Below are 22474 nucleotides of genomic sequence, written 5' to 3' on the forward strand. Positions count from 1 at the left end.
CACTGAAGGGGAAAATCATGAAATGGACAGATACACATCAGATTGCCGGGGCACTGTATGATAAATTCCCGGAGATTGATCCTTTAACTATCCGTTTTACCGATCTGCATAACTGGATTGTCGATCTGGAAGGTTTCAATGACGATCATCAGCGTGGTGGCGAAAAAATTCTAGAGGCCATTCAGGCAGCCTGGATTGAAGAAGCACGTTGAATAATTTGTTGTGTTGCCACCAGCAGAACATTTGATTTCTTGCTGAAACATAAAAAAACTCTTACTATTTCTTGATTGTCTACAATATTTCGCTGCTCCAAATATGGTAGACGCGTCTGAATTTGTGCAGGCCGGGAGTTTAAGCTACCTGACTCTGCATCCCACAGAACAGCGACAAATTAGGATATGGCAATGTGGTTTCGACATGTACTTTCCTCCATTCGCAGCCGAATCACACTTCGCCTGGCGATTATTGCCGCTGTTATATTTGGACTTATGGTACCGTCCGCCATTTTGGTACCTTATCATCTGCATACAATCGAACAAGCAGCACGGGTTCGCAACGCAGAAGACCATAACCGGCTGGTTGAGATTTTATCGGTCATCCTGAGTGAGCCGCTGTGGCAAATCACGCCTGAAATTGCCAATATTTCAAGCGAAGTGGTTTACTCTGACCCTCGTGTTGCCACGATAGAAGTCATTACCTTACCGGATCGCAAAGAATTCATCAAAAACGACACCCGGCGCGCAACGCAAAAAGGCCCATTCACCAGCATGACGCGTGAAATACGGCACGGCGGACAGATCATCGGCGAGGTAAAACTGACGTTAGCCGAAGACCTGCTGCAAGAAAGTCTCCGGTCTGATTTCCGACGCTACGTGACAACAGCTGTCTTGTCGCTGTTGCTGGCCGTTATTTTTATTTTGCTGGTGCTGCAATGGCGGCTGGTCAGGCCAGTCAGGTTGCTGATGGATGAATCGGACAGGCTGGCCAACGGCGAATTAAACGACCCGATCGCCTTAAACCGGGAAGATGAACTGGGACATCTGGCAAATAGTCTGGAAGCCACACGGCAGGCGCTAAAGCGCTCATTTGGCGAGCTGGAAATTAAAAACCAGCAATTACTGGAATATTCCAGCACACTGGAATCCAAAGTACGGCAAAGAACCCAGGAGCTGGAGTTCGTTAACCACAACCTGGAAGCCGCATTGCACAATGTGAATACGGCGCAGGCCGAATTAGCCAGAGTTGAACGCATGGCGGCACTGGGCTCCATGGTGGCAGGCGTTGCTCACGAACTCAATACGCCGCTCGGCAACTGCCTGCTGGTTGCCAGCACCCTCGAAGAAGAAACACGTCGCTTATTGGAAATGGTGGAAGGCGGCCAGATCCGGCGCTCGGACTTAACCCGCTACGCAACGACAGCTGTTGATTCCACCAAATTATTATTGCGTGGATTACAACAATCTGCGCATCTGGTGGGCGATTTCAAACAAGTTGCCGTCGATCAGTCCAGCGCCCAGCGTCGCACCTTTGATTTACTGATCACGCTTCAGGAACTGACGGCCCTGCTGCATTCCAGTCTGCGCAAAACCCCGTTCACACTGGAGCTGGACATTCCTCCCGACATCCAGTTGAACAGCTACCCCGGGCTGTTAGGACAGGTATTTACAAATCTGGTCAATAACGCAGTTATTCATGGCCTGGAGGGGCGCAGTTCCGGCCACATGCGCTGTACCGCAGAAAAGCAAGGCGCTTTTGTACTGATGATTTTCACCGATGACGGCAAAGGAATTCCACAAGAAATTATTAACCGGATTTTTGAACCCTTCTTTACCACTAAATTTGGTCAGGGCGGCAGCGGCCTCGGCCTCAGCATTACATTTAATATCGTCACCAATGTACTGGGCGGATCCATTCATGTATCCAGCGCGCCCGATCGTGGCACACGCTTTGAAATTCGCCTCCCCCTGATTGCTCCTGGTGAAAAGGATGATAAAGATCCGCTGTTCAAAGACCAGTAACCGCCCATTCACAATTGCGATCGTACGATAGCAAATACATTGTTCCTGAATACCCGGGAGTGATTTGCGTATTCCCGAAACAGCAACCGATCTGCTGCCAGTATTTGAAAAATTTACCATAAAACAATACCTGATCCGGGAATGCTGACTGCGCTTGCTGGTATACTACGCATCATTATTTCTTCCCCCTTTATTTATGCGCCAATACCTCGACTTCATGCGGCATGTGCGGGATCACGGCACGACCAAAACTGACCGGACAGGCACCGGTACTATTTCGGTATTCGGTTATCAGATGCGTTTCGATCTGCAACAGGGTTTTCCGCTGATCACTACTAAAAAGCTGCACTTGAAATCAATCGTCCATGAACTGATCTGGTTTCTGGCTGGCTCAACGAATATTCAATATTTGAAAGATCATGGCGTCTCGATCTGGGACGAATGGGCTGATGAAAACGGCAATCTGGGACCAGTTTATGGCTCACAGTGGCGTAACTGGCCAACACCGGATGGTCAGCACATTGACCAGATCGCGCAGCTGATCGACCAGATTCGCAGCAACCCGGACTCAAGGCGCCTGATCGTTTCAGCGTGGAACGTGGCAGACATTCCACAGATGAAACTTCCTCCATGCCATGCACTTTTTCAGTTTTATGTTGCAGATGGAAAATTATCCTGCCAGCTTTACCAGCGCAGTGCCGACATTTTCCTTGGCGTTCCGTTCAACATCGCTTCGTATGCCTTGTTGACCCATATGATTGCCCAGCAAACCGGGCTGGATGTGGGAGAGTTTATCTGGACAGGCGGAGACTGCCACTTGTACTCGAATCACTTGCAACAGGTAGAAGAACAATTATCCCGCACGCCGCTGCCTTTACCGCAGTTGCGGATTCTCCGCCACCCCGAATCTGTGTTTGATTACCGCTTTGAGGATTTTGAATTCAGCAATTATGAATTTCATCCGCATATCAAAGCGCCAGTCGCCGTATAGGGAATGTCATCAACATGTCTTCTTTGACTATTATTGTTGCTACGGATCAACACGCCGGCATCGGTATCAACAATACCCTGCCCTGGCACTTACCGGAAGATCTGGCGCATTTTAAAAGAACAACCAGTGGTCATCCGATCATTATGGGGAGAAAAACTTTTGAGTCCATTGGCCGTCCGCTGCCAAACCGGCGCAATATCGTCATCAGCCGCAACGCAACATGGCAACATGAAGGCACCGAAGTCTTCCCTTCTCTTGAAGCTGCGCAAAAAGCTCTGGCAGCGCAATCCGCTTTTGTTATTGGCGGCGCGCAAATATACGCCCAGGCGATGCCACTGGCTAATCATTTGATCGTTACAGAAATACAACAGGAATTCCCCTGTGATGCATTCTTCCCTCCAATTGAACCAACACAATGGAAAGAAATCAGTAGAGAATCCCATTATTCCGAACCCCGGCAACTACATTACGCTTTTGTCACTTACGAAAAAATTTAAGGATTGCTTATGTCATCTGAAGGCTTTCACGTGCATGGCCCGCACGATCATGAACTTGAACATGTCGCAGAACATGGCGGCGATGATTTCGCCAGCCGCATCGCAGTGATGACGGCCATCATGGCAACAGTCGGCGCACTGTTTGGCTACGAAGGTGGCGCCACACAAAATAATGCGGCGATGTATAAAAATGAGGCCTCCATCAAAAAGACGGCGGCAGCAAACCAATGGAATTTTTATCAATCGAAATCCAACAAACAAAACCTGGCCGAGCTGGCGCTGATTTTACCCGGGGCAGACGAAGAAAAATACAAAGCCAAGATCGCCCGCTACGAAAGCGAAAAAGAACAGATCAAGCAAGATGCTGAAAAACTCGAGGCAGAATCCAAAGAATGGGATCACAAGTCCGAAGAAGCCATGCACCAGCATCATCGCTGGGCACAGGCGATGACAGCGGTACAGATCGCCATATCACTGGCAGCCATCACCCTATTGACAAAGAAGAAATGGCTACAATATGTTTCATATGGCGTAGCCGGGGTTGGCGTTATACTGGCCGGACTTGCCTGGCTACATATCTGAATGAAAGAAAAAAAATGAAACAGGTTCTCGGTATCCTGCTGCTGGCAGGTACAGTTATGGCCCAAGCCCAGACCGCCGATTTTGTGCAAATCGTTCCAGAGTATTATCTGCCGAAAGATGTAAATTTTTCCTTAGGCGCGGCAGCTCTTTATTTACCTAAATATAAGGGTTCGGATGAGCATCGTGTTACTGCTTATCCCTTATTTGATGCTCAGTGGAAAAATGGCGCATTTTTCAGCGCAATCAATGGCCTAGGTTATAACTTTTCCAAAACCCAGGGACTGCAATACGGCCTCCGCATGTCGCTGGAGGCTGCCCGTGATGAATCACGTTCGGCTAAATTGCACGGATTAGGCGATGTCAATACGGCACTGGAACCCGGTGCTTTCCTGAATTATTCATTCACGCCGAACTATTCCCTGCTGTCGTCAGTGCGGTATGGTTCAGGGATCGACCATAACGGATTGCAGATCAGTCTCGGCGGACGCATTTCCACTGCACTCAACAGCCAGCACAGGCTGTCTGCCACAATTGGCGCAAACTGGGCTAACAGCGCATATCAGCAATCATATTTCGGCGTCACCCCACAGCAATCCCTTGCCAGCGGGTATGCGCAATACACGCCAACAGCAGGGCTGACCGACATTCGCCTGCATGCCAGCTGGCATTGGAATATCGATACCAACTGGTCCCTCACGACTGGCGCATCCATCAGCCGGTTGTCAGGAGATGCTGCCAAGAGTCCGTTTGTATTTGACCGGACTCCGGTCACTGTCTATTCAGCTGCCAGCTACCGGTTCTGATCCAGCGCGACCGACCAGATCCGTAACCAGCCACAAAAGGGCGCAGTGCAAGCTGTGCCCTTTTTGTATTCCGCCTCAAATATCCCGCATTATCAGGAATTCAATCTGACACATTCCCCCACCCTCTCCACTTTTCATCTCCACCCGGCACTTCATGACCATCCGATGAAATATGCAGGAAATCCTGAAAATTCACTCTTTTTTTCTACATTATCCGCCGCATATCTGAGAGAATTCGCTCTTTGAATTTTTCGGCGCGCAAGCGGTTACCAAACTTGCCCAGGCGTCTCCCTTGTACGACGTTTTTTTGGAGACCTCCATGAAATTCCGCTTCCCCATTGTCATCATTGACGAAGATTTTCGTTCTGAAAACACTTCCGGCCTGGGCATTCGCGCACTCGCAGACGCCATCGAATCCGAAGGTATGGAAGTCCTCGGTGTCACCAGCTATGGCGATCTGTCTCAGTTCGCGCAGCAACAATCGCGCGCTTCAGCGTTTATTTTGTCGATTGATGACGAAGAATTCGGTGATGGCAGCGACGAAGAGACTGATTACGCACTGAAATCATTACGCGCTTTTGTCGAGGAAATCCGCTATAAGAATGCAGATATCCCGATTTATCTGTATGGCGAAACACGGACCTCGCGCCACATTCCAAATGACATCTTGCGCGAACTGCATGGCTTCATTCATATGTTTGAAGACACTCCTGAATTCGTCGCACGGCACATCATCCGGGAAGCAAAGTCTTATCTCGACAGTCTGGCGCCGCCATTTTTCCGCGCGCTGGTTCACTATGCCAACGATGGTTCTTACTCCTGGCATTGCCCCGGACACTCCGGCGGCGTAGCTTTTCTGAAATCACCGATCGGCCAGATGTTTCACCAGTTTTTTGGCGAAAACATGCTGCGTGCCGACGTCTGTAACGCGGTAGAAGAGCTCGGCCAATTACTCGACCATACTGGTCCGGTAGCCGCCTCAGAACGTAACGCGGCACGTATTTTTAATGCAGATCACTGCTACTTCGTCACTAATGGCACATCGACCTCGAATAAGATGGTCTGGCATTCCACCGTTGCGCCGGGCGATATCGTCGTGGTCGACCGCAACTGCCATAAATCCATTCTGCACTCCATCATCATGTGCGGCGCAATTCCGGTATTTTTAATGCCCACCCGGAATCATCTTGGCATCATCGGCCCTATTCCGCTGGAAGAATTCAGCATGGAAAGCATCCGTAAAAAAATCGAAGCCAATCCATTCGCACGTGAAGCAAAGAACAAAAAACCCCGGATTCTGACGATTACACAATCGACCTATGATGGCGTGCTGTACAACGTCGAAGTATTAAAAAACATGCTGGATGGCGAGATTGACACCCTGCACTTTGACGAAGCATGGTTGCCGCATGCCACCTTCCACCCCTTCTATCAGGACATGCATGCCATTGGCAAAGACCGGCCAAGAGCAAAAAAATCAATGATTTTCTCGACCCAATCCACGCACAAACTGCTGGCTGGTATTTCCCAGGCGTCGCAGATCCTGGTGCGTGAATCGGAAACCGTGAAACTGGATAAGGACAGCTTCAATGAAGCCTACCTGATGCATACGTCTACCTCGCCGCAGTATTCGATCATCGCATCATGCGACGTCGCTGCAGCCATGATGGAAGCGCCTGGTGGCGAAGCACTGGTCGAAGAGTCGATTCTGGAAGCGCTGGACTTTCGCCGCGCCATGCGCAAAGTCGATCAGGAATGGGGCCAGGACTGGTGGTTCCAGGTCTGGGGACCGGAAGAATTCGCTGCAGATGGCGTTGGTTCCAGAGAAGACTGGGTCATTCGTGCTGAAGACGACTGGCACGGTTTTGGCAAACTTGCCTCCGGCTTCAACATGCTGGACCCGATCAAGGCAACCATCGTCACTCCCGGCCTGTCTCTCGAAGGTAAATTCGGTGAAACAGGCATCCCGGCATCGATTGTGACCAAATATCTGGCTGAACATGGCGTGATTGTAGAGAAATGCGGCCTGTATTCTTTCTTCATCATGTTTACGATCGGCATTACCAAAGGTCGTTGGAACACGTTGCTGACCGCGTTGCAACAATTCAAGGACGATTACGATAAAAATCAGCCGATGTGGCGTATTTTGCCGGAATTTGCAGCCGCCAATCCACGTTACGAAGGTGTTGGCCTGAAAGACCTGTGTCAGGGCATCCATGAAGCCTATAAGTCACACGACGTTGCCCGCCTGACAACTGAAATGTATTTATCCGACATGCAGCCCGCCATGAAGCCATCTGACGCATTCGCTATGATGGCGCATCGTGAAATTGAGCGTGTGTCGATTGATGAGCTGGAAGGCCGGGTCACTGCAATTCTGCTGACGCCCTACCCGCCAGGTATTCCGCTATTAATTCCGGGGGAGCGTTTTAACCGGACAATCGTCGATTACCTGCGCTTCGTGCGCGATTTCAACGAGAAATTCCCGGGTTTTGAAACAGATTGCCATGGTCTGGTCAAAGCCGAACTGGATGGAAAACGCGGATATTTTGTCGATTGCGTCAGACTGGCAGCAGAAGCAGGAAAATAAAAACAGCGTATCTCGTATCTGAAAAAAATCCCTGAAGACAACAGTCTGTCAGGGATTTTTTTTAATTATTGCAAACATTTTGCCTGGAACCGGCAGATCGCTTGCTGCTTGCAGTAAAAAAGCAGTAACATCAGACGAATACATGATCAGAATGCCATTTCCTGAACAAGGTCGTCACCGGATATATACGGAAAAACATGGGTGAAGTACAAGGTCTAATGCCGCTGAGAAAAACGGAAATCAGCGTCGGAGAAACAATCAACTGGCCGATTTATAGTCAGGATGGCTGTCTGTTACTTAACGCCGGGTTAAAGATTAAAGACCAGCAGCAACTTGAGCACCTGATGGAAGTCGGGTACTGCAATGCTAACCATCTCTGGGACAGCATCCCATCAAAGCTGTCTGCGTCAGAAGCACTCTCCAAATCATCTGCAGAACAAGCTGCACCTCAGGCCGACCTGAACAAAGAAAGTATCGTTGAGCTCGATAGTGTGCGCTGGACAGTGGGAGAGGTTTTTTATCTGCAGACGCATGACCAGTCGGCAGCACGCTACACTGTCCGGCTCATTGGTTTTATTAAAAATAAAACGCTGCTGGTGACAGCTCCGGTGATTAATGGTAAAGCAGAATTAATTCGTGAAGGACAGGCATTTATCATTCGTGCTTTTCCGGGGAAAAAAGCTTACGCCTTTACTGCCACGCTCGTTAAATATATCTACTCACCGCATGCGTATCTGCATCTGAGTTACCCGAAACAGGTACGCTCCACAACAATTCGCCAGGGCGCAAGGGCTTCCGTCAAAATCATTGCGTCCGTTTCAATGAAAAACTCAGATACCACTGCTGCTGCCACACTTGGCGACCTGAGTATGGGTGGGGCTTCGGGTGTTCTGAAAAAGCAGATTGGCAATAAAGGAGATATCGGCATCATCAAATTCAAAGTTCACGCCGCCGGTAACGACGAGTACCTGGTACTGGATACGATTTTACGATCCGTAGCAGAAACCGAGAATGGCGAAGAATTCCGGCATGGTTTTGAATTTATTAATCTGACACCACAATCTCGTTTAGTGCTCTCCGCTTTTGTGCATCAGACCTTAGCAGAAATCGAATGAAGTCACATAAAGAAATTCTTCACGCCTGACAACCCGCAATATTTGATGTCTTCAACAAAAGGCAAATTTGGTAAATTTCCTTTCTATGTGATGAATGTTTTTGCCACTATTGCAAGCTATATGATTTATGGCACGATAAAGCAGCATCAGATTGCTCACAAAGAAAAATCACACTGATACGAACAAGCATTGGTGTGCAGTACAACTCCCAAACACCAGCCGCATCAATATATCCTGACTTTCCTGGCGATCTGCACCACTGGCAGTGACATGTCAGACTCAGGTTCATGTCATCTGAGTCATACCAAGAACTATGGGGCTGGTTGATTTAAGTGAATACCAGAGCCAGCAGTGATGCTTCTAACTTGCTGATAGCAGTTTTTCTCAGCCCCAGCGGGCGGGCGATAAGCCCGTGTTCTAAAAGCCGATAATGGTCTTACCAGAAATCCTATTCTAAGGTGGCAACCTGAACGGCCTTTCTTATTTCCCCGGGAGCCCGCCAATAAACCAGCCTGCTTTACATAAATCATTGCGCGTTTCAATTAGCGCATTATCTAACTATCACCACGGCTAACCACTGATCGCCTCATGTTTTCCTCGGTCAGGCTTGCACTATACCAATACGAAGATACATGCAGCGTCGAGCGCATTAACAGAGTTCCGCATGGCTCTGAATTAAAAATCAGAGAATAGATGAATACTATCGAATATATAAAAACAATTTCTTGGATATTTTTGATCACTTATCCAATAATTGAATCCGCAGTAAGTGGTTGAGGGTAACTACAACGAGCATCAAATTTTTTCATGTATCTACATTATTCAGAAATGCTCACTAAATTGACGCTTTGCTTTTAAGTGTATTTTCTTCTGTTACACATCTATCAACGACGAGAATCAAACATGAATCAAAATCCAGAAACCACCAAATGCCCATTTCATGCTGCCGTTGGAGCTCGAGTACAGCAAGGTACTCAATCAAATGCAGACTGGTGGCCCAATCAGCTCAATCTGTCTATTTTGCATCAGCACCAGTCCCAGTCCAACCCGATGGATCCCGACTTTAACTATGCAGATGCTTTCAAAAAACTGGACTTTGAAGCACTGAAACAGGATTTGACTAATTTAATGACCAACAATCAAGAGTGGTGGCCAGCCGATTGGGGGCATTACGGTGGTTTGATGATTCGCATGGCCTGGCACGCTGCAGGAACCTACCGCACTGCGGATGGTCGCGGTGGCGCAAACACCGGCAACCAGCGATTTGCCCCGCTCAACAGTTGGCCAGACAACGGTAACCTTGATAAAGCACGCCGGCTACTGTGGCCAATCAAACAGAAGTATGGCAATGCTATTTCTTGGGCCGACCTGTTCATCTTAGCTGGTAACGTTGCAATGGAGTCGATGGGCTTCAAGACTTTTGGTTTCGGTGGTGGGCGCGTTGACATCTGGGCACCTGAAGAAGACATCTACTGGGGTGCCGAAAAAGAATGGCTGGCCACCAGCGATAAACCCAATAGCCGCTACAGCAGTGGCCGATCGCTCGAAAGCCCGCTCGCTGCGGTACAAATGGGGTTGATCTACGTGAACCCGCAAGGACCAGATGGCATCCCTGATCCTGTTGCCTCTGGCCATGATGTACGTGAGACCTTTAGCCGCATGGCCATGAACGACTACGAGACCGTGGCATTGATAGCAGGCGGTCATACATTTGGCAAAATGCATGGCGCCGGAGATCCAGCTCTCGTTGGCCCCGAACCTGAAGCCGCACCAGTGGAAGAAATGGGTTTTGGCTGGATCAATAAACACGGAAACGGAAAATCTGGCGACACAACAACCAGTGGTTTCGAAGGCGCATGGAAACCTAACCCCACCAAATGGGACATGGGCTATCTTCGAGTGCTGTTCAAGTATGATTGGGAACAGGTCAAGAGCCCAGCCGGCGCAACGCAATGGCGCGCCAAAGATGTGGCGGAGGAGGACATGATTGTCGATGCACACGACCCGAATAAAAAACATCCGCCACAGATGACTACAGCAGATTTAGCCCTGCGCTTCGACCCGGCATATGAGAAAATCGCCCGCCATTTCCACAACCATCCCGAGGAATTTGCAGACGCTTACGCACGCGCATGGTTCAAACTGACCCACAGAGATATGGGGCCAAAATGTTGCTACCTAGGCCCTGAAGTGCCAGCAGAAGATCTAATCTGGCAGGACCCAATACCTGCAGTTAGGCACCCATTGATCGACAGCCAGGATGTAGCCGAGATCAAGACAAAAATATCAGCTAGTGGCCTCACTGTTGCTGAACTTGTATTCACCGCGTGGGCATCAGCATCAACATACCGTAACAGCGACAAACGTGGAGGGGCTAACGGAGCGCGTATACGTCTCGATCCACAAAAAAACTGGGAGGTCAACCAACCCGGGCAATTAACCCGTGTACTGGCCACACTAGACACCATCCGTACCGAGTTTAACTCCAGCCAGCGCACAGGAAAGGAAATCTCATTAGCCGATTTGATAGTTCTAGCCGGCAACGTGGGGGTTGAAACTGCTGCCAAAGGTGCGGGACACGCAATAGAAGTCCCTTTCACACCGGGTCGTACCGATGCCACGGCAGAACAAACGGATGCCGAATCATTTGCCGTCCTTGAGCCGCAAGCCGATGGATTTCGCAACTACTGCAAGAAAATTTTTCGGGTTTCACCCGAAGAAATGTTGGTGGATAAAGCACAGCTACTTACCCTATCCGCACCGGAGATGACAACGTTAATCGGTGGTCTGCGCGTGTTAGGTGCGAATCATAATAACAGTCAACACGGCGTATTTACCCACCGTATGGGGCTGTTAACAACCGACTTCTTCGTTAATCTCGTTGACATGTCTGTCACATGGAAACCCATCAGTGAAAACGTATACGAAGGCCGCGATCGTAAGTCGGGTGCGTTGAAATGGACCGCCAGCCGCGTAGATCTCGTATTTGGTTCCAACTCGCAATTGCGAGCGATTGTTGAAGTCTATGCGCAAAATGATAATGCAGGGAAATTCGTTCGCGACTTTGTTGCTGCATGGACCAAAGTTATGAATCTTGACCGCTTCGATCTAAAGTAAATTTGTGCCTAGTAAGCAAAGGAATGATCTTGATACTCACCTGTAAAAAGTTATTTATACTGCGAAAGCACGTACGACCGGGGGACGTGAAGGCCGATCCGTAACTGATGATGGGCTACTGGATGTCAAGCTGACTCCCCCCAGAGAGCTGGGAGGAGCCAGTGGAGCCACCAATCCTGAGCAGTTATTTGCGGCAGGTTACTCAGCCTGTTTCATGAGTGCCCTGAAGCATGCCACCAGGCAAAAATCAGCATTCCGGCTGAAGCTTTCATCCATGCCGAAGTCGATATTGGCCCCATTGCTCAGGTGTTCGGAATTGCTGCTCGATTGAAAATTGCGCTGCCAGGAATGGATCGCCACGTGGCCAAAGACCTCATCGAGGCGGCTCATATTGCGTGTCCATATTCCAATGCGAGAACAAATAATATTGATGTCACTTTGACCCTGTTGTAAGCAGGACTTATGCAAGTCGATGCGGGGAATGAGCGTTCAAAGATTACCGTTCCCCATCAATATCCAATAAATAAATCAGGCGTAACTATGGATGATTTTGAAACCTTCAAAGACAAAAAAATAAAACTAGGATTCGATGAGGTGTTAATTCGCAGCTGGGAACCTCATTTTCAAAACGAAATGCACTCTCATCCATTTGATACTGAGGCAGTCGTGGTGAAAGGCGAGTATTGGCTGACACTTGGGAAGCATATCCAGCATCTTAAAACAGGGGATACCTTTAAGGTACCACGGGATGTGCTGCATAGCGAAAGGTATGGCAAAGAGGGTGCTGTGTTTTGGGCCGCAAGGAAAAATTAAGCTTGATCGGTCAAGCAGTTCAAAGATATTGCTCTACTCCATACACTATAGATGTAAGTGCGCGGAGATACCAAGGCCAGCACCGGGATTACGTCAACTTATGTTTTCGGTAGCGTCACACCATGCTGTCCCTGATATTTGCCGCCGCGGTCTTTGTAAGATGTTTCGCAGACTTCATCACTCTCAAAAAACAACACTTGGGCACAGCCTTCACCGGCATAAATCTTGGCCGGCAGCGGTGTCGTGTTTGAGAATTCCAGCGTGACATATCCTTCCCATTCCGGCTCAAACGGCGTCACATTCACAATAATGCCGCAACGGGCGTAAGTTGACTTGCCGAGACAGATCGTCAGCACACTGCGCGGTATCCGGAAATACTCCATCGTCCGGGCCAGAGCAAATGAATTTGGCGGAATGATGCAGACATCCCCTTTGAAATCGACAAATGATTTTTCGTCGAAATTTTTGGGATCAACAATCGTGCTGTTGATGTTGGTGAAAATCTTGAATTCATCGGCACAGCGGATATCATAACCATAAGACGATGTGCCATAACTGACGATGCGCTGACCATCGCGGGTACGTACTTGCCCCGGTTCAAACGGCGAAATCATGTCGTGCTGTTCCGCCATGCGGCGTATCCATTTATCCGATTTGATGCTCATGCAATTCTCCTGCCAGAAATAGTGGGGAGAATTTTACGCGAAAACAACCGCTTTAATGAGCAAATTGCACAAACATCCATGCAAAAGCGGTCTCTGCGTGTTGCAACGATCTTCCGGCGTCCGCAAATGACAACACGCTTTCGGATATAACTGACGCAAATCAAAATCAGCTGTGCTTTCGCAGATCAGCGGCAGCTGTCTTGATGGCTTCACGGATACGCTGATAAGTGCCGCAGCGGCAGATATTACCGCTCATGGCGTTGTCGATATCCGTATCAGTCGGCGAAGAATTTGATGCCAGCAAAGCTGCGGCGCTCATCAACTGGCCCGACTGACAATATCCGCACTGCGGCACGTCATGAATCATCCATGCCCGCTGCAGAGCCTTGCCATAAGCGCTCTCCAGATGCTCAATCGTCGTGATTTTTTTATTTGCGACCGAGGCGACCGGCGTCTGGCACGAGCGCACAGGCACGCCATCCACATGGACGGTGCAAGCGCCGCATAAGGCTGCACCACAACCGAATTTAGTTCCGGTCAGCCCAAGTTCATCACGCAATACCCACAGTAATGGGGTATCGGACTCAGAGCGACAACTGACTGTCTGATCATTAATCTGCAAATTGGTTGTCATCAGGTCTCCTCTTCGCCGGGTCATATCCCGACGAGCAATAGTTAAGTTATTTTTTATAGGAGGGGAAAAACAACTGCTGCCCATCCACTTTAAATTCTGCAATTTTGTTCTGCCCTTCCGGCGAAGTCATCCATTCGATCAGGCTGTTCGCTCCGCGGATATTGATGTCTTTGTATTTAGCCGGATTCACCGCGATGATGCCATAAGGATTAAACATTTTGGGATCACCTTCGACCTGAATTGCCAGGCCGGTTTTGGCCTTATACGCGCCGTAAGTAGCGCGGTCAGTCAGGGTGTACGCCTGCATCTGTGCCGCCATCGTCAGAACCTCGCCCATACCGAGACCTGCGGAGATATATGATGCGCCAGCCGGCCTGACACCTGCCTCTTTCCAGTACGCCTGCTCCATCTGGTCAGTACCAGAATTATCCCCGCGGGAGATGAACCTGACCTGCGCCCCGGCCAGTTTACGCAAGGCCGCGATCACATCTTTGCTGCCCTTCAGACCTGCCGGATCAGATACTGGTCCGACGATGATGAAGTCGTTGTACATCACGTCACGGCGGTTAATGCCGTGACCTTCTGCCACAAATTTATCTTCTGCCGCACGTGCATGAACCAGAGTCACGTCCACATCACCATTCTTTGCCAACTCAAGCGCCTTGCCGGTACCGACAGAAATCACATGCACTTTGATATGCGTTTTTACCTCAAATTCCGGCAAAATGGCTTTCAGCAATCCGGAATTATCGGTGCTGGTCGTTGTGGACAAACGCAACACTTCCTCAGCATGGATAAGCGGATTCACGCAAAAGATCAATACGGTAGCAGCAGCCATTAGTTTTTTCATTGTTCCTCCTGAAATAAGTGCCACGCTATTCTCGCATGAAAGCAGGTCGTTACGCCGCCCGCCATTCACCGCCACTGCAACGGAATCACTCCTGTACTCCGACCGATTTTTCAAATATCTGCCCGAAAAATGTGTGACATAGATCCGGGAAAATTTCATGTTTGGAGGGGTATCATTAAAAATAAGCCTGTCCTCTGCATCAACAAAGGCTTAAATCTTATCCTCCCCCCAGTATATTGAAACGGAATTTACGGATAAGTGATCCTTGCTTCAACCTGTCAATGGTGTAAACCGCTGCACCCGTTGCCCGTCAATTTCCAGCATCTCAAAGAACACAGTCTTGGGCCGGGTCCAGATGCTTCCGTTCTGGGCGCGATAAACGATCACCGGACTCAGATCCGCCTCTTGAGTCGCCTCGCAGACCAGCTCGTAAATCCCGCCTTTGTAATGTCTGAAACGCTGCGGATGCCCGATACTGACTGCAGGCGGCGCAACCGTCACGGCAGCGTGTTCCGGAGGTGTAAAATACTTTTGTAAAAATTCAGGAGCTTTGGCTGCAGCCAGCCGATTCACCTGCACCAGCAACTGCGGATTAATTGGCGCCTGTGTGGTGTAGCGTTGCTGCAATTGCGTCGCCAGATGCAACATCAGGTCTGCCGTAACCTGCGCATCAGCTTCTGCCCGATGCGCGCGCCCTTCAAAACGGATTTTCAATGTAGCCGCCAGCGGGCCAAGTGAATAGCTGGGTAAACCGGGACAAATCCTGCGTGCCAGCTTGACGGAACAGATCACGCCCTGATGTGCTGGTTGCAACCCAAGACGCTGACTTTCGGACCACAAGAATTTCTCGTCAAAACTCGCATTGTGCGCCACCAGCGCTGCATCACCGATAAATGCCAGCAAAGAGGGGAATACTTCTTCGGCAGGTGGTGCAGCATCGACCATGGCCTGCGTAATACCGGTCAGTTCAGTAATAAAATACGGAATCCGCACACGACTATTGACCAGCGAGACAAACCGTTCCGTGACCGCGCCGCCCACTATCCGCAACGCTGCGACTTCCGTCACGCGCCCACCCTGCTCCGGACTCATGCCGGAAGTTTCAAAATCGATGACAACCACTGCCTGTTCAAACATACGCCTTCAATCATTAATCACATTATCTGACTCGCACCAAATCGCCCGCACCACGCATAACCGCTTGCCTGAGGCCGGCAACCCAAAACCCCCGCCAATCTATCACGTTTAAATCATGATGAACTTTTTCGGCCTCCGGCAATCAGCAGAAGAAACGACACATCACCGGAAAAGGAAGCATCCGGTGATTGCTCAGAAAGGAAAAAAAGCGTGATAATGCGCGATTAGTAAATTGATCATCTGCGGCGACAAAGATCATCAAGTCCGGGCGGGCCCGGCCAGCACAACTAGCAGAGTCCATCATTCATAACAAAAAAAGGGTCACCAATGCAAAAAGAAACCACTTCCGCATTTAAGCCATACATACCCGCTGCAGCACAGTTACCGGAAATGACTGCCCGCGCCCTGATCATGGGGGTGGTGCTCGGTATGATTTTTGGCGCTTCATCACTTTATCTGGTGTTAAAAGTCGGTCTGACCGTCAGTGCCTCGATTCCGGTGGCGGTCATTGCCATCACGCTGTTCCGCCTGTTTAACAAGGCCGGTGGCAAGGATTCCACGATTCTGGAAAACAGCATTACCCAGACTGCCGGCTCGGCGGGTGAATCGCTCGCATTCGGCCTCGGCGTCACTATGCCCGCTATCCTGATTCTGGGTTTTGATCTGGAAATCTCACGTGTGATGCTGGTCGGCTGCCTTGGCGGACTACTTGGCATCCTGATGATGATCCCGATGCGGCGCACCATGATTGTGGAAAAACACGGTGAACTGAAATACCCCGAAGGAACTGCCTGTGCCGAGGTCTTAAAAGCAGCAGCCACTGACACATCGCGTGAGGCAGCAGGTGAAACCAGCAATCCGCATGCCCAGGATGATGCAAACCGCCGCGCAGCCATCATCTTCGGCGGATTCGGAATCGGTCTGTTATATAAAATTGCCAACGTCGCGTTCAAGGGATGGAAAGACACTCCCGAAGTCGTCTTTGGCACACCGTTGAAAGCCGGCTCGATCGGCGCAGAAGTATCTCCGGAATTGCTTGGCGTCGGCTACATCATCGGCCCCCGTATTGCTGCTGTAATGGCCGCAGGCGGCGTTATGTCTTACCTGCTGCTGATCCCGATGATCAAATTTTTCGGTGATGCGCTGACCGTTCCGCTGACGCCCGGAACCAAGCTGATCAGCGCCATGAGTCCTCACGAAATCCGCAGTGCCTATGTGCTGTACATCGGCGCAGGCGCTGTGGCTGCTGGCGGACTGGTCAGCCTGATGCGCGCCATGCCAACCATCTGGCGCAGCTTGTCCGCCGGATTGACGGGCATGCGAAACAGCAAAGAGCAAGCGAGTGCCGTATTACGCACTGATCAGGATATTCCGATGAAGTGGGTAATCATCGGTGCACTGGCAATCATTGCCATCATCACACTAGCGACACCATTGCACATGAATTTACTCGGTGCCCTGCTGATACTGGTATTCGGATTTTTGTTCTCCACCGTGTCTTCCCGCCTCACGGGTGAAATTGGTTCGTCTTCCAACCCGATTTCCGGCATGACCGTAGCAACGCTGTTATTCACCTGCCTGATTTTCCTGCTGATGGGCTGGACCGGCGGACAGTATTATGTAACCGCCCTCTCTGTCGGTGCGATCGTCTGTATTGCGTCCAGCAATGCAGGCACCACTTCCCAGGATTTAAAAACCGGTTATCTGGTAGGGTCCACGCCACGCCTGCAACAGTACGCTATTCTCGCCGGCGCCCTGTCATCAGCGCTGATTCTGGGCCCCATCCTGCTGAAGCTGAACGATGCAGGCACAGTCTACGTGCCTGCAGCACAGGTTGCCGCAGGCCTCAGCACCGATGCCGCCAAACTGACTGAAACCGCGCAATTGCAAGGTCCGCAGGCCGAACAGGATAAAGCCACTTATAAAGTCTGGCACAAGAATGACAGCAATGGCGGCCCTGCCGGCAAGTATCTGGTGAACGATGCAGGACAAGTGGTTTATCTGGTTGATCCGGGCATCAATGGCGCTTACAACAAGCGCCCTGACGGGACTGAGGTAAAAAAATACGATGCCCCCAAAGCTGTGCTGATGTCATACATCATCAAGGGGATACTGGATCGTCAGTTACCTTGGACGCTGGTATTATTTGGCGTGATGATTGCGCTGGTGCTGGAAATGTCCGGTATCCCATCGCTGGCATTTGCAGTCGGCGTTTATTTGCCGCTATCATCATCAGCCCCCCTGTTTGTCGGCGGCATGATACGCTGGCTGGTCGATCGCAGAAACAGCAAGCTCGACCAGTATAAGAACCTGAATGCAGAAGAAATGCAGGCGGCAGGTGACCGCAGTGCAGGCGTTCTGTTATCCTCAGGTTATATTGCCGGCGGAGCGTTGGCAGGAATTGTGATCGCCTTTACCGCAGGTATACTGACTGGTTTTGATCAGGCCATCGGCAACTGGGCAACTGCGCATAATCCTTTCTTTGAAGGACCTAATGCCAATACCCTGACGATGTTGCCCTATGCGGTGATCGTGCTGCTACTGTACTGGGTCGGCAGGGAAAAAAATACCGTATCCCATCGTTAAACAAAGACGACATCCGGCCACATTGACTGCATTAAAGAGGCCGGCATTGCGACCGTTTCAGGGCTTGAATTCCTGTGAATTTGAGCCCTTTTTATTCCCGGCTGTCCACTGACAACCCTAATTGCATCAAGGAACAAATGATGATTTCCTCTCCCATTTACGATTGTAAAAATCAAGCCGTTGCGATTGGCGATATCGTTCGCATCGTCACACTGAATCCTCAGTTCATCAAGAGCTTCCCGGAGGATGAACGCATTCTGATCGAGTCAATGATCGGCCAGTTTTTTAAAATCATCGCACTTGATGAAGATGGCTATCCTTGCGTTGTCAGGGAATGGCATGACGAACGCGGACAACTGCAGACACACGTCATCGGGCTGGACTCAGAAGAAATGGAAAAGATCTGAGATTATCGGTCTGCATCATGATTCTTATATCAAAAAAAATGCCACCAACAGGTGACATTTTTCATGACAGAAATGCGACGGATGCAAATGATCTGAAGAAGTCGCACTGAATCCACTGAAGACGGTAATCAGCTGATATAGCTGAACAGCGATAAGTTGGCCGTTTTAACAAATGATTGCTGCGCTGCCTGCAAAATCGTCTGCTGCTGACTCAGAGATGTAATCGCTTTCGCATAATCCAGATCCTGAATCTGCGACAACGACTGCTTGTAATAGACACTGTTTGCTGAACCGACACTATCCAGATCATCGATTTCTTTCAGGCTGGAACCTATCTGGGCGCGTTGCGTCAACACATTACTCAGCGACATATCCAAATTTGAACCACCCTGGCTCAAAGCTGCCGTCAAATCTTTTTTGGCTGGCGCAGAGGAAGTCGGTGTCTTCAAGGCATTAATCACATCCGTGACGGTTTCAAAGATGTTCTGATTGCCCGGTTGAATAGAAAAGTGATCCCCCGGTGCTGGCGCGCCAGGAGTATTCGTCAAAGTAATCTTCATCCCATCTACAGTGACCGTGGCAGGACTGGTATATGCGGTACTTGGGACAACCACGGCACCCGTGGTCTTATTGGTGATCGTGAAATTTGCGGCCAACGCATCAAATGCCACATCATAATTATTACCTGTCAGGCTAGATGCTGTCGCAGGATTAATACTGACGGTAGCAACCGCTTGCCCGGTATTAGAGGGATTCGGAACGACATTAAACTGTCCGGCTGAAGTGCGGATATTTTCAAACACCATCGTCCCGGGCGTACTCAGCTGCAACTGACGTGTGGTATCGACCTGCAGATAGCGCTGTCCCTGATCGCCATTGTACTTCGCACCGCCGGCAGTCTTGGTATAGGGCGCTGTTGTGGTCGAAAATCCTGAAAACAAATATGCACCGGTACCATCAGTCGTATTAGCCAGCCCCATCAGCTGATCCAGATTACTCTGCATTTCAGTGGCAATAGCACCACGGTCACTATCATTTAATGCCCCATTACCGGCATTGACCATCAGAACTTTCAGATTTTGCAAAGTGGTGGTGACACTGCCCAGTACCGAGTCAGACATTGACAGGTTTGCTTTGGCATTTTGCCGGTTAACGGCATACTGGTCATTGATGGAATCTGCCTGTGTAATCACCAATGCACGCGCAGAACCAATGGGATCATCGGCAGGTGTCAGAATCTGGCGGCCAGATGCGATCTGCTGCTGAGTTTTATTCAGTGAGGATTGCAGATCGCTGATGCGTGAGCCACCGCCCTCATAAATCATCCGAGTACTGATACGCATATAAGTTCCTACCTTCCGATTGCCAGCAAGGTTTCAAACAGCTGGCTGGCGACTTGCATCAGTTTTCCAGCGGCCTGATATGCCTGCTGATATTTCAGTAAATTGGCGGCCTCTTCATCCAGATTAACACCCGATACAGATTGCTGTATATCGGTTGCATTTTTCAATGTCGTTGTTTCAGAAGCACTCGTTATCTGCAATTCATGTGTCTTATTGCCAACCTGGCTGACAAATTGTGCATAGGCCCCCTGAATTGTCGTCGTGCCGCCAATCAGGTTATTTTGCGTCTGTATTCCAGCGAGCAACAAGGAATTACGGTTATCACCAGTTCCGGCAACATTCGGAGAGATATTAAACACGTCGCCATTTGTCGGCGTGCCGGAAATGTTAAAACTGGTTCCCGAAAAACTGTATGTTGCTCCGCTGACGTATGGTACTGCCGTGCCAGCTGGATAAGTAGTGCTGCTTGCGGTATTGGGATTGGTGACAGTGACATTGGCATTCGTAGGAAAACCAGTCAGGGTATTGGCCGGAGCATTGAAAGTCAGTTTGGATGTTGCTACCGGTATCGATGGACTCAGCGTAAAGGTGTCTCCATTTGCCGGTGCAGCTGTTCCGTTGGCAATGACAAAACTCATACCGCTAAAACTGATCGTAGCCCCGCTGGTATAAGGAACAGTCGCCGGAGGTGCATAATTTGTAGTCACCCCGCCAGCTTTCACTGTCACTGTGGCATTCGCCGGGAATCCGGACAAAGTATTCGCTGGCGCCGCAAAAGTCAGCGTGGCCGGTGCTGTCAGCGGCGCACCGGAATAAGTATTGTCTGTTGATACCGGGCCAATCGTTGCACCGGCGGAGGTGGATGCTGCTGCAACTGGCGAGTCCAGCGTGCCCGCAGAAATTTTACCGTTGCCAGTATTGGTTGTCGGTGCAGAGCTGGTCATTGGCGCAGAAGCAGCGACCTTAGACGGATCGTTAATGTAAACCCCAAATCCTGCTGCAGCCGCTGAGGTTGGCCGGATCATATATTCATCACCTGCCGCAGGCTGTGTCGCCGGTGGTTGAGGAAACTGCATACTGACCCCATCCACAGTGATAGGTTGTGATGTTGCGGTTGTAACCTGCCCGTCAGAAACACGAATCACACGATAATTACCCGGACTGGTCACCTGCAACCGATAGTCGCTGGTTGTCAATGCACTCACATTGGTAATGCTTGCTGTGGGCAATGCGTTAGACGTATTTGAAGTCGATGGTGTGGCGACTGGCTGGGGAATGGTAAAAAATTTACCGCCGACTTGCCCGTTCAGATCCAAGCCCAGCGCATGCTGGTCGTTAAAATTAGAAGCAATACCAAGCGCCACCCGTCCAATGGCATTTTGCGCCGGGTCTAATGTATTTGAACGAAAATCAAACAACCCGCCGAGGATGCCTCCGGGCAATCCGTTTTCAGCAACCTGAATAGCGGTACCGTTAGTCGTATAAGAAACTTCAGTTCTTGATGGATCCGTTGTCGATTTGCTGGTCTGCAATTGATTCACCACGCCACCGATAACAATAGGTTGCCCGTTGCCGATAAAAACATTGTATTTACTATCTTGCGGTACGACGGTGACCTTGGTGTATTTGGATAACTCAGTCACCAGCTGATCCCGCTGATCCAGCAAATCGTTCGGTGGAGAACCTGTCGTACTTTGAGACCTGGCAATTGTTTCGTTCAGGTCTGATAACTGTGTCGCATACGTATTGATCGCACTGACAGCCGACTCAATCTGACCATTGATACCCGTCCGGATCTGGTCCAGGCGGGTTTGCAGGCTATTGAAACGGCCGCCCAGCGCCTGAGCGCTGGAGAGTATCGCCTGGCGTGCCGCTGCTCCGGCAGTACCATTGGGGGATGAAGACAAATTCTGGACTGATTTAAAGAAATCTTGCAATGCGGGAGTCACGCCTGCTGTTGAATCGGCAACCAGATTATTAATTTGCTGTATTTGAGACAAATAAGAGTCGGCCTGATTTTTGGATGTCTGCGCAGCATTCACCTGTTGGCCAATAAACGTATCATATTGCCGCTGAATCTGGCTGACCGATACGCCTTGCCCGACATATGAGCCGCCCAGTATCTGGGGCGCATTGGCAGTCTGAAGAACGACTTGACGGTTATATCCTGGGGTTGATGCATTGGCAATATTATGCCCGACGGTACTAATACCCGTTTGCGCAGCAGCCAGAGCACTCTGCCCGATATTAAGAATATTTGTACCCATAATTTATTTGTTGCCCATTAAAACCATCTGATGCCGCTGGGAATGTTTTCGGTAGGAAA

Annotated in this window: 19 protein-coding genes and 1 pseudogene; 14 read left to right on the forward strand and 6 right to left on the reverse strand. The window is 49.9% G+C overall.

Annotated features, from left to right (window positions below):
* Positions 1 to 17 precede the first annotated feature (17 nt).
* The 12 genes and pseudogenes from iscX (at position 18) to H8K27_RS13250 (ending at position 12526) form a co-directional block, all read left to right on the forward strand.
* A complete protein-coding gene (gene iscX, locus H8K27_RS13200; RefSeq protein ID WP_186863641.1) occupies positions 18 to 212 on the forward strand; it encodes a Fe-S cluster assembly protein IscX in 195 nt (64 codons plus the stop codon).
* 192 nt (positions 213 to 404) lie between these two features.
* Positions 405 to 2018 (forward strand): sensor histidine kinase, encoded by a 1614-nt coding sequence (locus H8K27_RS13205; RefSeq protein ID WP_186863642.1) that lies wholly within the window; start codon positions 405 to 407, stop codon positions 2016 to 2018.
* A gap of 196 nt (positions 2019 to 2214) precedes the next feature.
* The gene (locus H8K27_RS13210) at positions 2215 to 3009 is read left to right on the forward strand and encodes a thymidylate synthase (protein WP_186863643.1); all 795 of its coding nucleotides are present in this window, start codon (positions 2215 to 2217) and stop codon (positions 3007 to 3009) included.
* Between the two features lie 14 nt (positions 3010 to 3023).
* A complete protein-coding gene (locus H8K27_RS13215) occupies positions 3024 to 3506 on the forward strand; it encodes a dihydrofolate reductase (RefSeq protein WP_186863644.1) in 483 nt (160 codons plus the stop codon).
* A 9-nt stretch (positions 3507 to 3515) separates the two neighbouring features.
* Complete coding sequence (locus H8K27_RS13220; protein ID WP_186863645.1) at positions 3516 to 4088, forward strand: DUF4337 domain-containing protein; 573 nt, start codon at positions 3516 to 3518, stop codon at positions 4086 to 4088.
* A 14-nt stretch (positions 4089 to 4102) separates the two neighbouring features.
* On the forward strand, positions 4103 to 4891 hold the full coding sequence (locus H8K27_RS13225) for a MipA/OmpV family protein (protein WP_186863646.1): 789 nt from the start codon (positions 4103 to 4105) through the stop codon (positions 4889 to 4891).
* Positions 4892 to 5210: 319 nt separating this feature from the next.
* The gene (locus H8K27_RS13230) at positions 5211 to 7481 is read left to right on the forward strand and encodes an arginine/lysine/ornithine decarboxylase (protein WP_186863647.1); all 2271 of its coding nucleotides are present in this window, start codon (positions 5211 to 5213) and stop codon (positions 7479 to 7481) included.
* 197 nt (positions 7482 to 7678) lie between these two features.
* Entirely contained in the window at positions 7679 to 8596 is a 918-nt protein-coding gene (locus H8K27_RS13235; RefSeq protein ID WP_186863648.1) for a flagellar brake protein, read from the forward strand.
* 45 nt (positions 8597 to 8641) lie between these two features.
* Positions 8642 to 8773 (forward strand): hypothetical protein, encoded by a 132-nt coding sequence (locus H8K27_RS16630; protein ID WP_268977364.1) that lies wholly within the window; start codon positions 8642 to 8644, stop codon positions 8771 to 8773.
* 726 nt (positions 8774 to 9499) lie between these two features.
* On the forward strand, positions 9500 to 11713 hold the full coding sequence (gene katG / locus H8K27_RS13240) for a catalase/peroxidase HPI (protein WP_186863649.1): 2214 nt from the start codon (positions 9500 to 9502) through the stop codon (positions 11711 to 11713).
* Between the two features lie 52 nt (positions 11714 to 11765).
* Positions 11766 to 12166, forward strand: a pseudogene (locus H8K27_RS13245) (organic hydroperoxide resistance protein).
* A 9-nt stretch (positions 12167 to 12175) separates the two neighbouring features.
* Positions 12176 to 12526, forward strand: a complete 351-nt coding sequence (locus tag H8K27_RS13250; protein ID WP_230419289.1) for a cupin domain-containing protein — start codon at positions 12176 to 12178, stop codon at positions 12524 to 12526.
* Positions 12527 to 12624: 98 nt separating this feature from the next.
* On the opposite strand, the gene dcd is transcribed toward H8K27_RS13250, so the two are convergent.
* From dcd to H8K27_RS13270, 4 genes are all read right to left on the reverse strand, one after another.
* Positions 12625 to 13191 (reverse strand): dCTP deaminase, encoded by a 567-nt coding sequence (gene dcd, locus H8K27_RS13255; protein WP_186863650.1) that lies wholly within the window; start codon positions 13189 to 13191, stop codon positions 12625 to 12627.
* 166 nt (positions 13192 to 13357) lie between these two features.
* On the reverse strand, positions 13358 to 13825 hold the full coding sequence (locus H8K27_RS13260; RefSeq protein ID WP_186863651.1) for a (2Fe-2S)-binding protein: 468 nt from the start codon (positions 13823 to 13825) through the stop codon (positions 13358 to 13360).
* Between the two features lie 46 nt (positions 13826 to 13871).
* Positions 13872 to 14675 carry an ABC transporter substrate-binding protein gene (locus H8K27_RS13265; RefSeq protein WP_186863652.1) on the reverse strand — a complete coding sequence of 268 codons (804 nt, stop codon included), beginning with the start codon at positions 14673 to 14675 and terminating at the stop codon, positions 13872 to 13874.
* Positions 14676 to 14945: 270 nt separating this feature from the next.
* Complete coding sequence (locus H8K27_RS13270; protein WP_186863653.1) at positions 14946 to 15812, reverse strand: DUF1653 domain-containing protein; 867 nt, start codon at positions 15810 to 15812, stop codon at positions 14946 to 14948.
* A 327-nt stretch (positions 15813 to 16139) separates the two neighbouring features.
* On the opposite strand from H8K27_RS13270, the gene H8K27_RS13275 reads away from it, so the two are divergent.
* Together H8K27_RS13275 and H8K27_RS13280 are read left to right on the forward strand one after the other, a co-directional pair.
* A complete protein-coding gene (locus tag H8K27_RS13275; protein ID WP_186863654.1) occupies positions 16140 to 18398 on the forward strand; it encodes an OPT family oligopeptide transporter in 2259 nt (752 codons plus the stop codon).
* A gap of 137 nt (positions 18399 to 18535) precedes the next feature.
* Positions 18536 to 18805, forward strand: coding sequence for a hypothetical protein (locus H8K27_RS13280; protein WP_186863655.1), 270 nt, complete (start codon positions 18536 to 18538; stop codon positions 18803 to 18805).
* A 128-nt stretch (positions 18806 to 18933) separates the two neighbouring features.
* Here the strand turns inward: H8K27_RS13280 and flgL are convergent, their stop codons facing one another.
* Positions 18934 to 20148, reverse strand: coding sequence for a flagellar hook-associated protein FlgL (gene flgL / locus H8K27_RS13285; RefSeq protein ID WP_186863656.1), 1215 nt, complete (start codon positions 20146 to 20148; stop codon positions 18934 to 18936).
* Positions 20149 to 20156: 8 nt separating this feature from the next.
* Positions 20157 to 22415 (reverse strand): flagellar hook-associated protein FlgK, encoded by a 2259-nt coding sequence (flgK, locus tag H8K27_RS13290; RefSeq protein ID WP_186863657.1) that lies wholly within the window; start codon positions 22413 to 22415, stop codon positions 20157 to 20159.
* Between the last annotated feature and the right edge of the window lie 59 nt (positions 22416 to 22474).

The organism is Cognatundibacterium griseum (genome assembly GCF_014284195.1).
Classification (GTDB): domain Bacteria; phylum Pseudomonadota; class Gammaproteobacteria; order Burkholderiales; family Burkholderiaceae_D; genus Undibacterium; species Undibacterium griseum.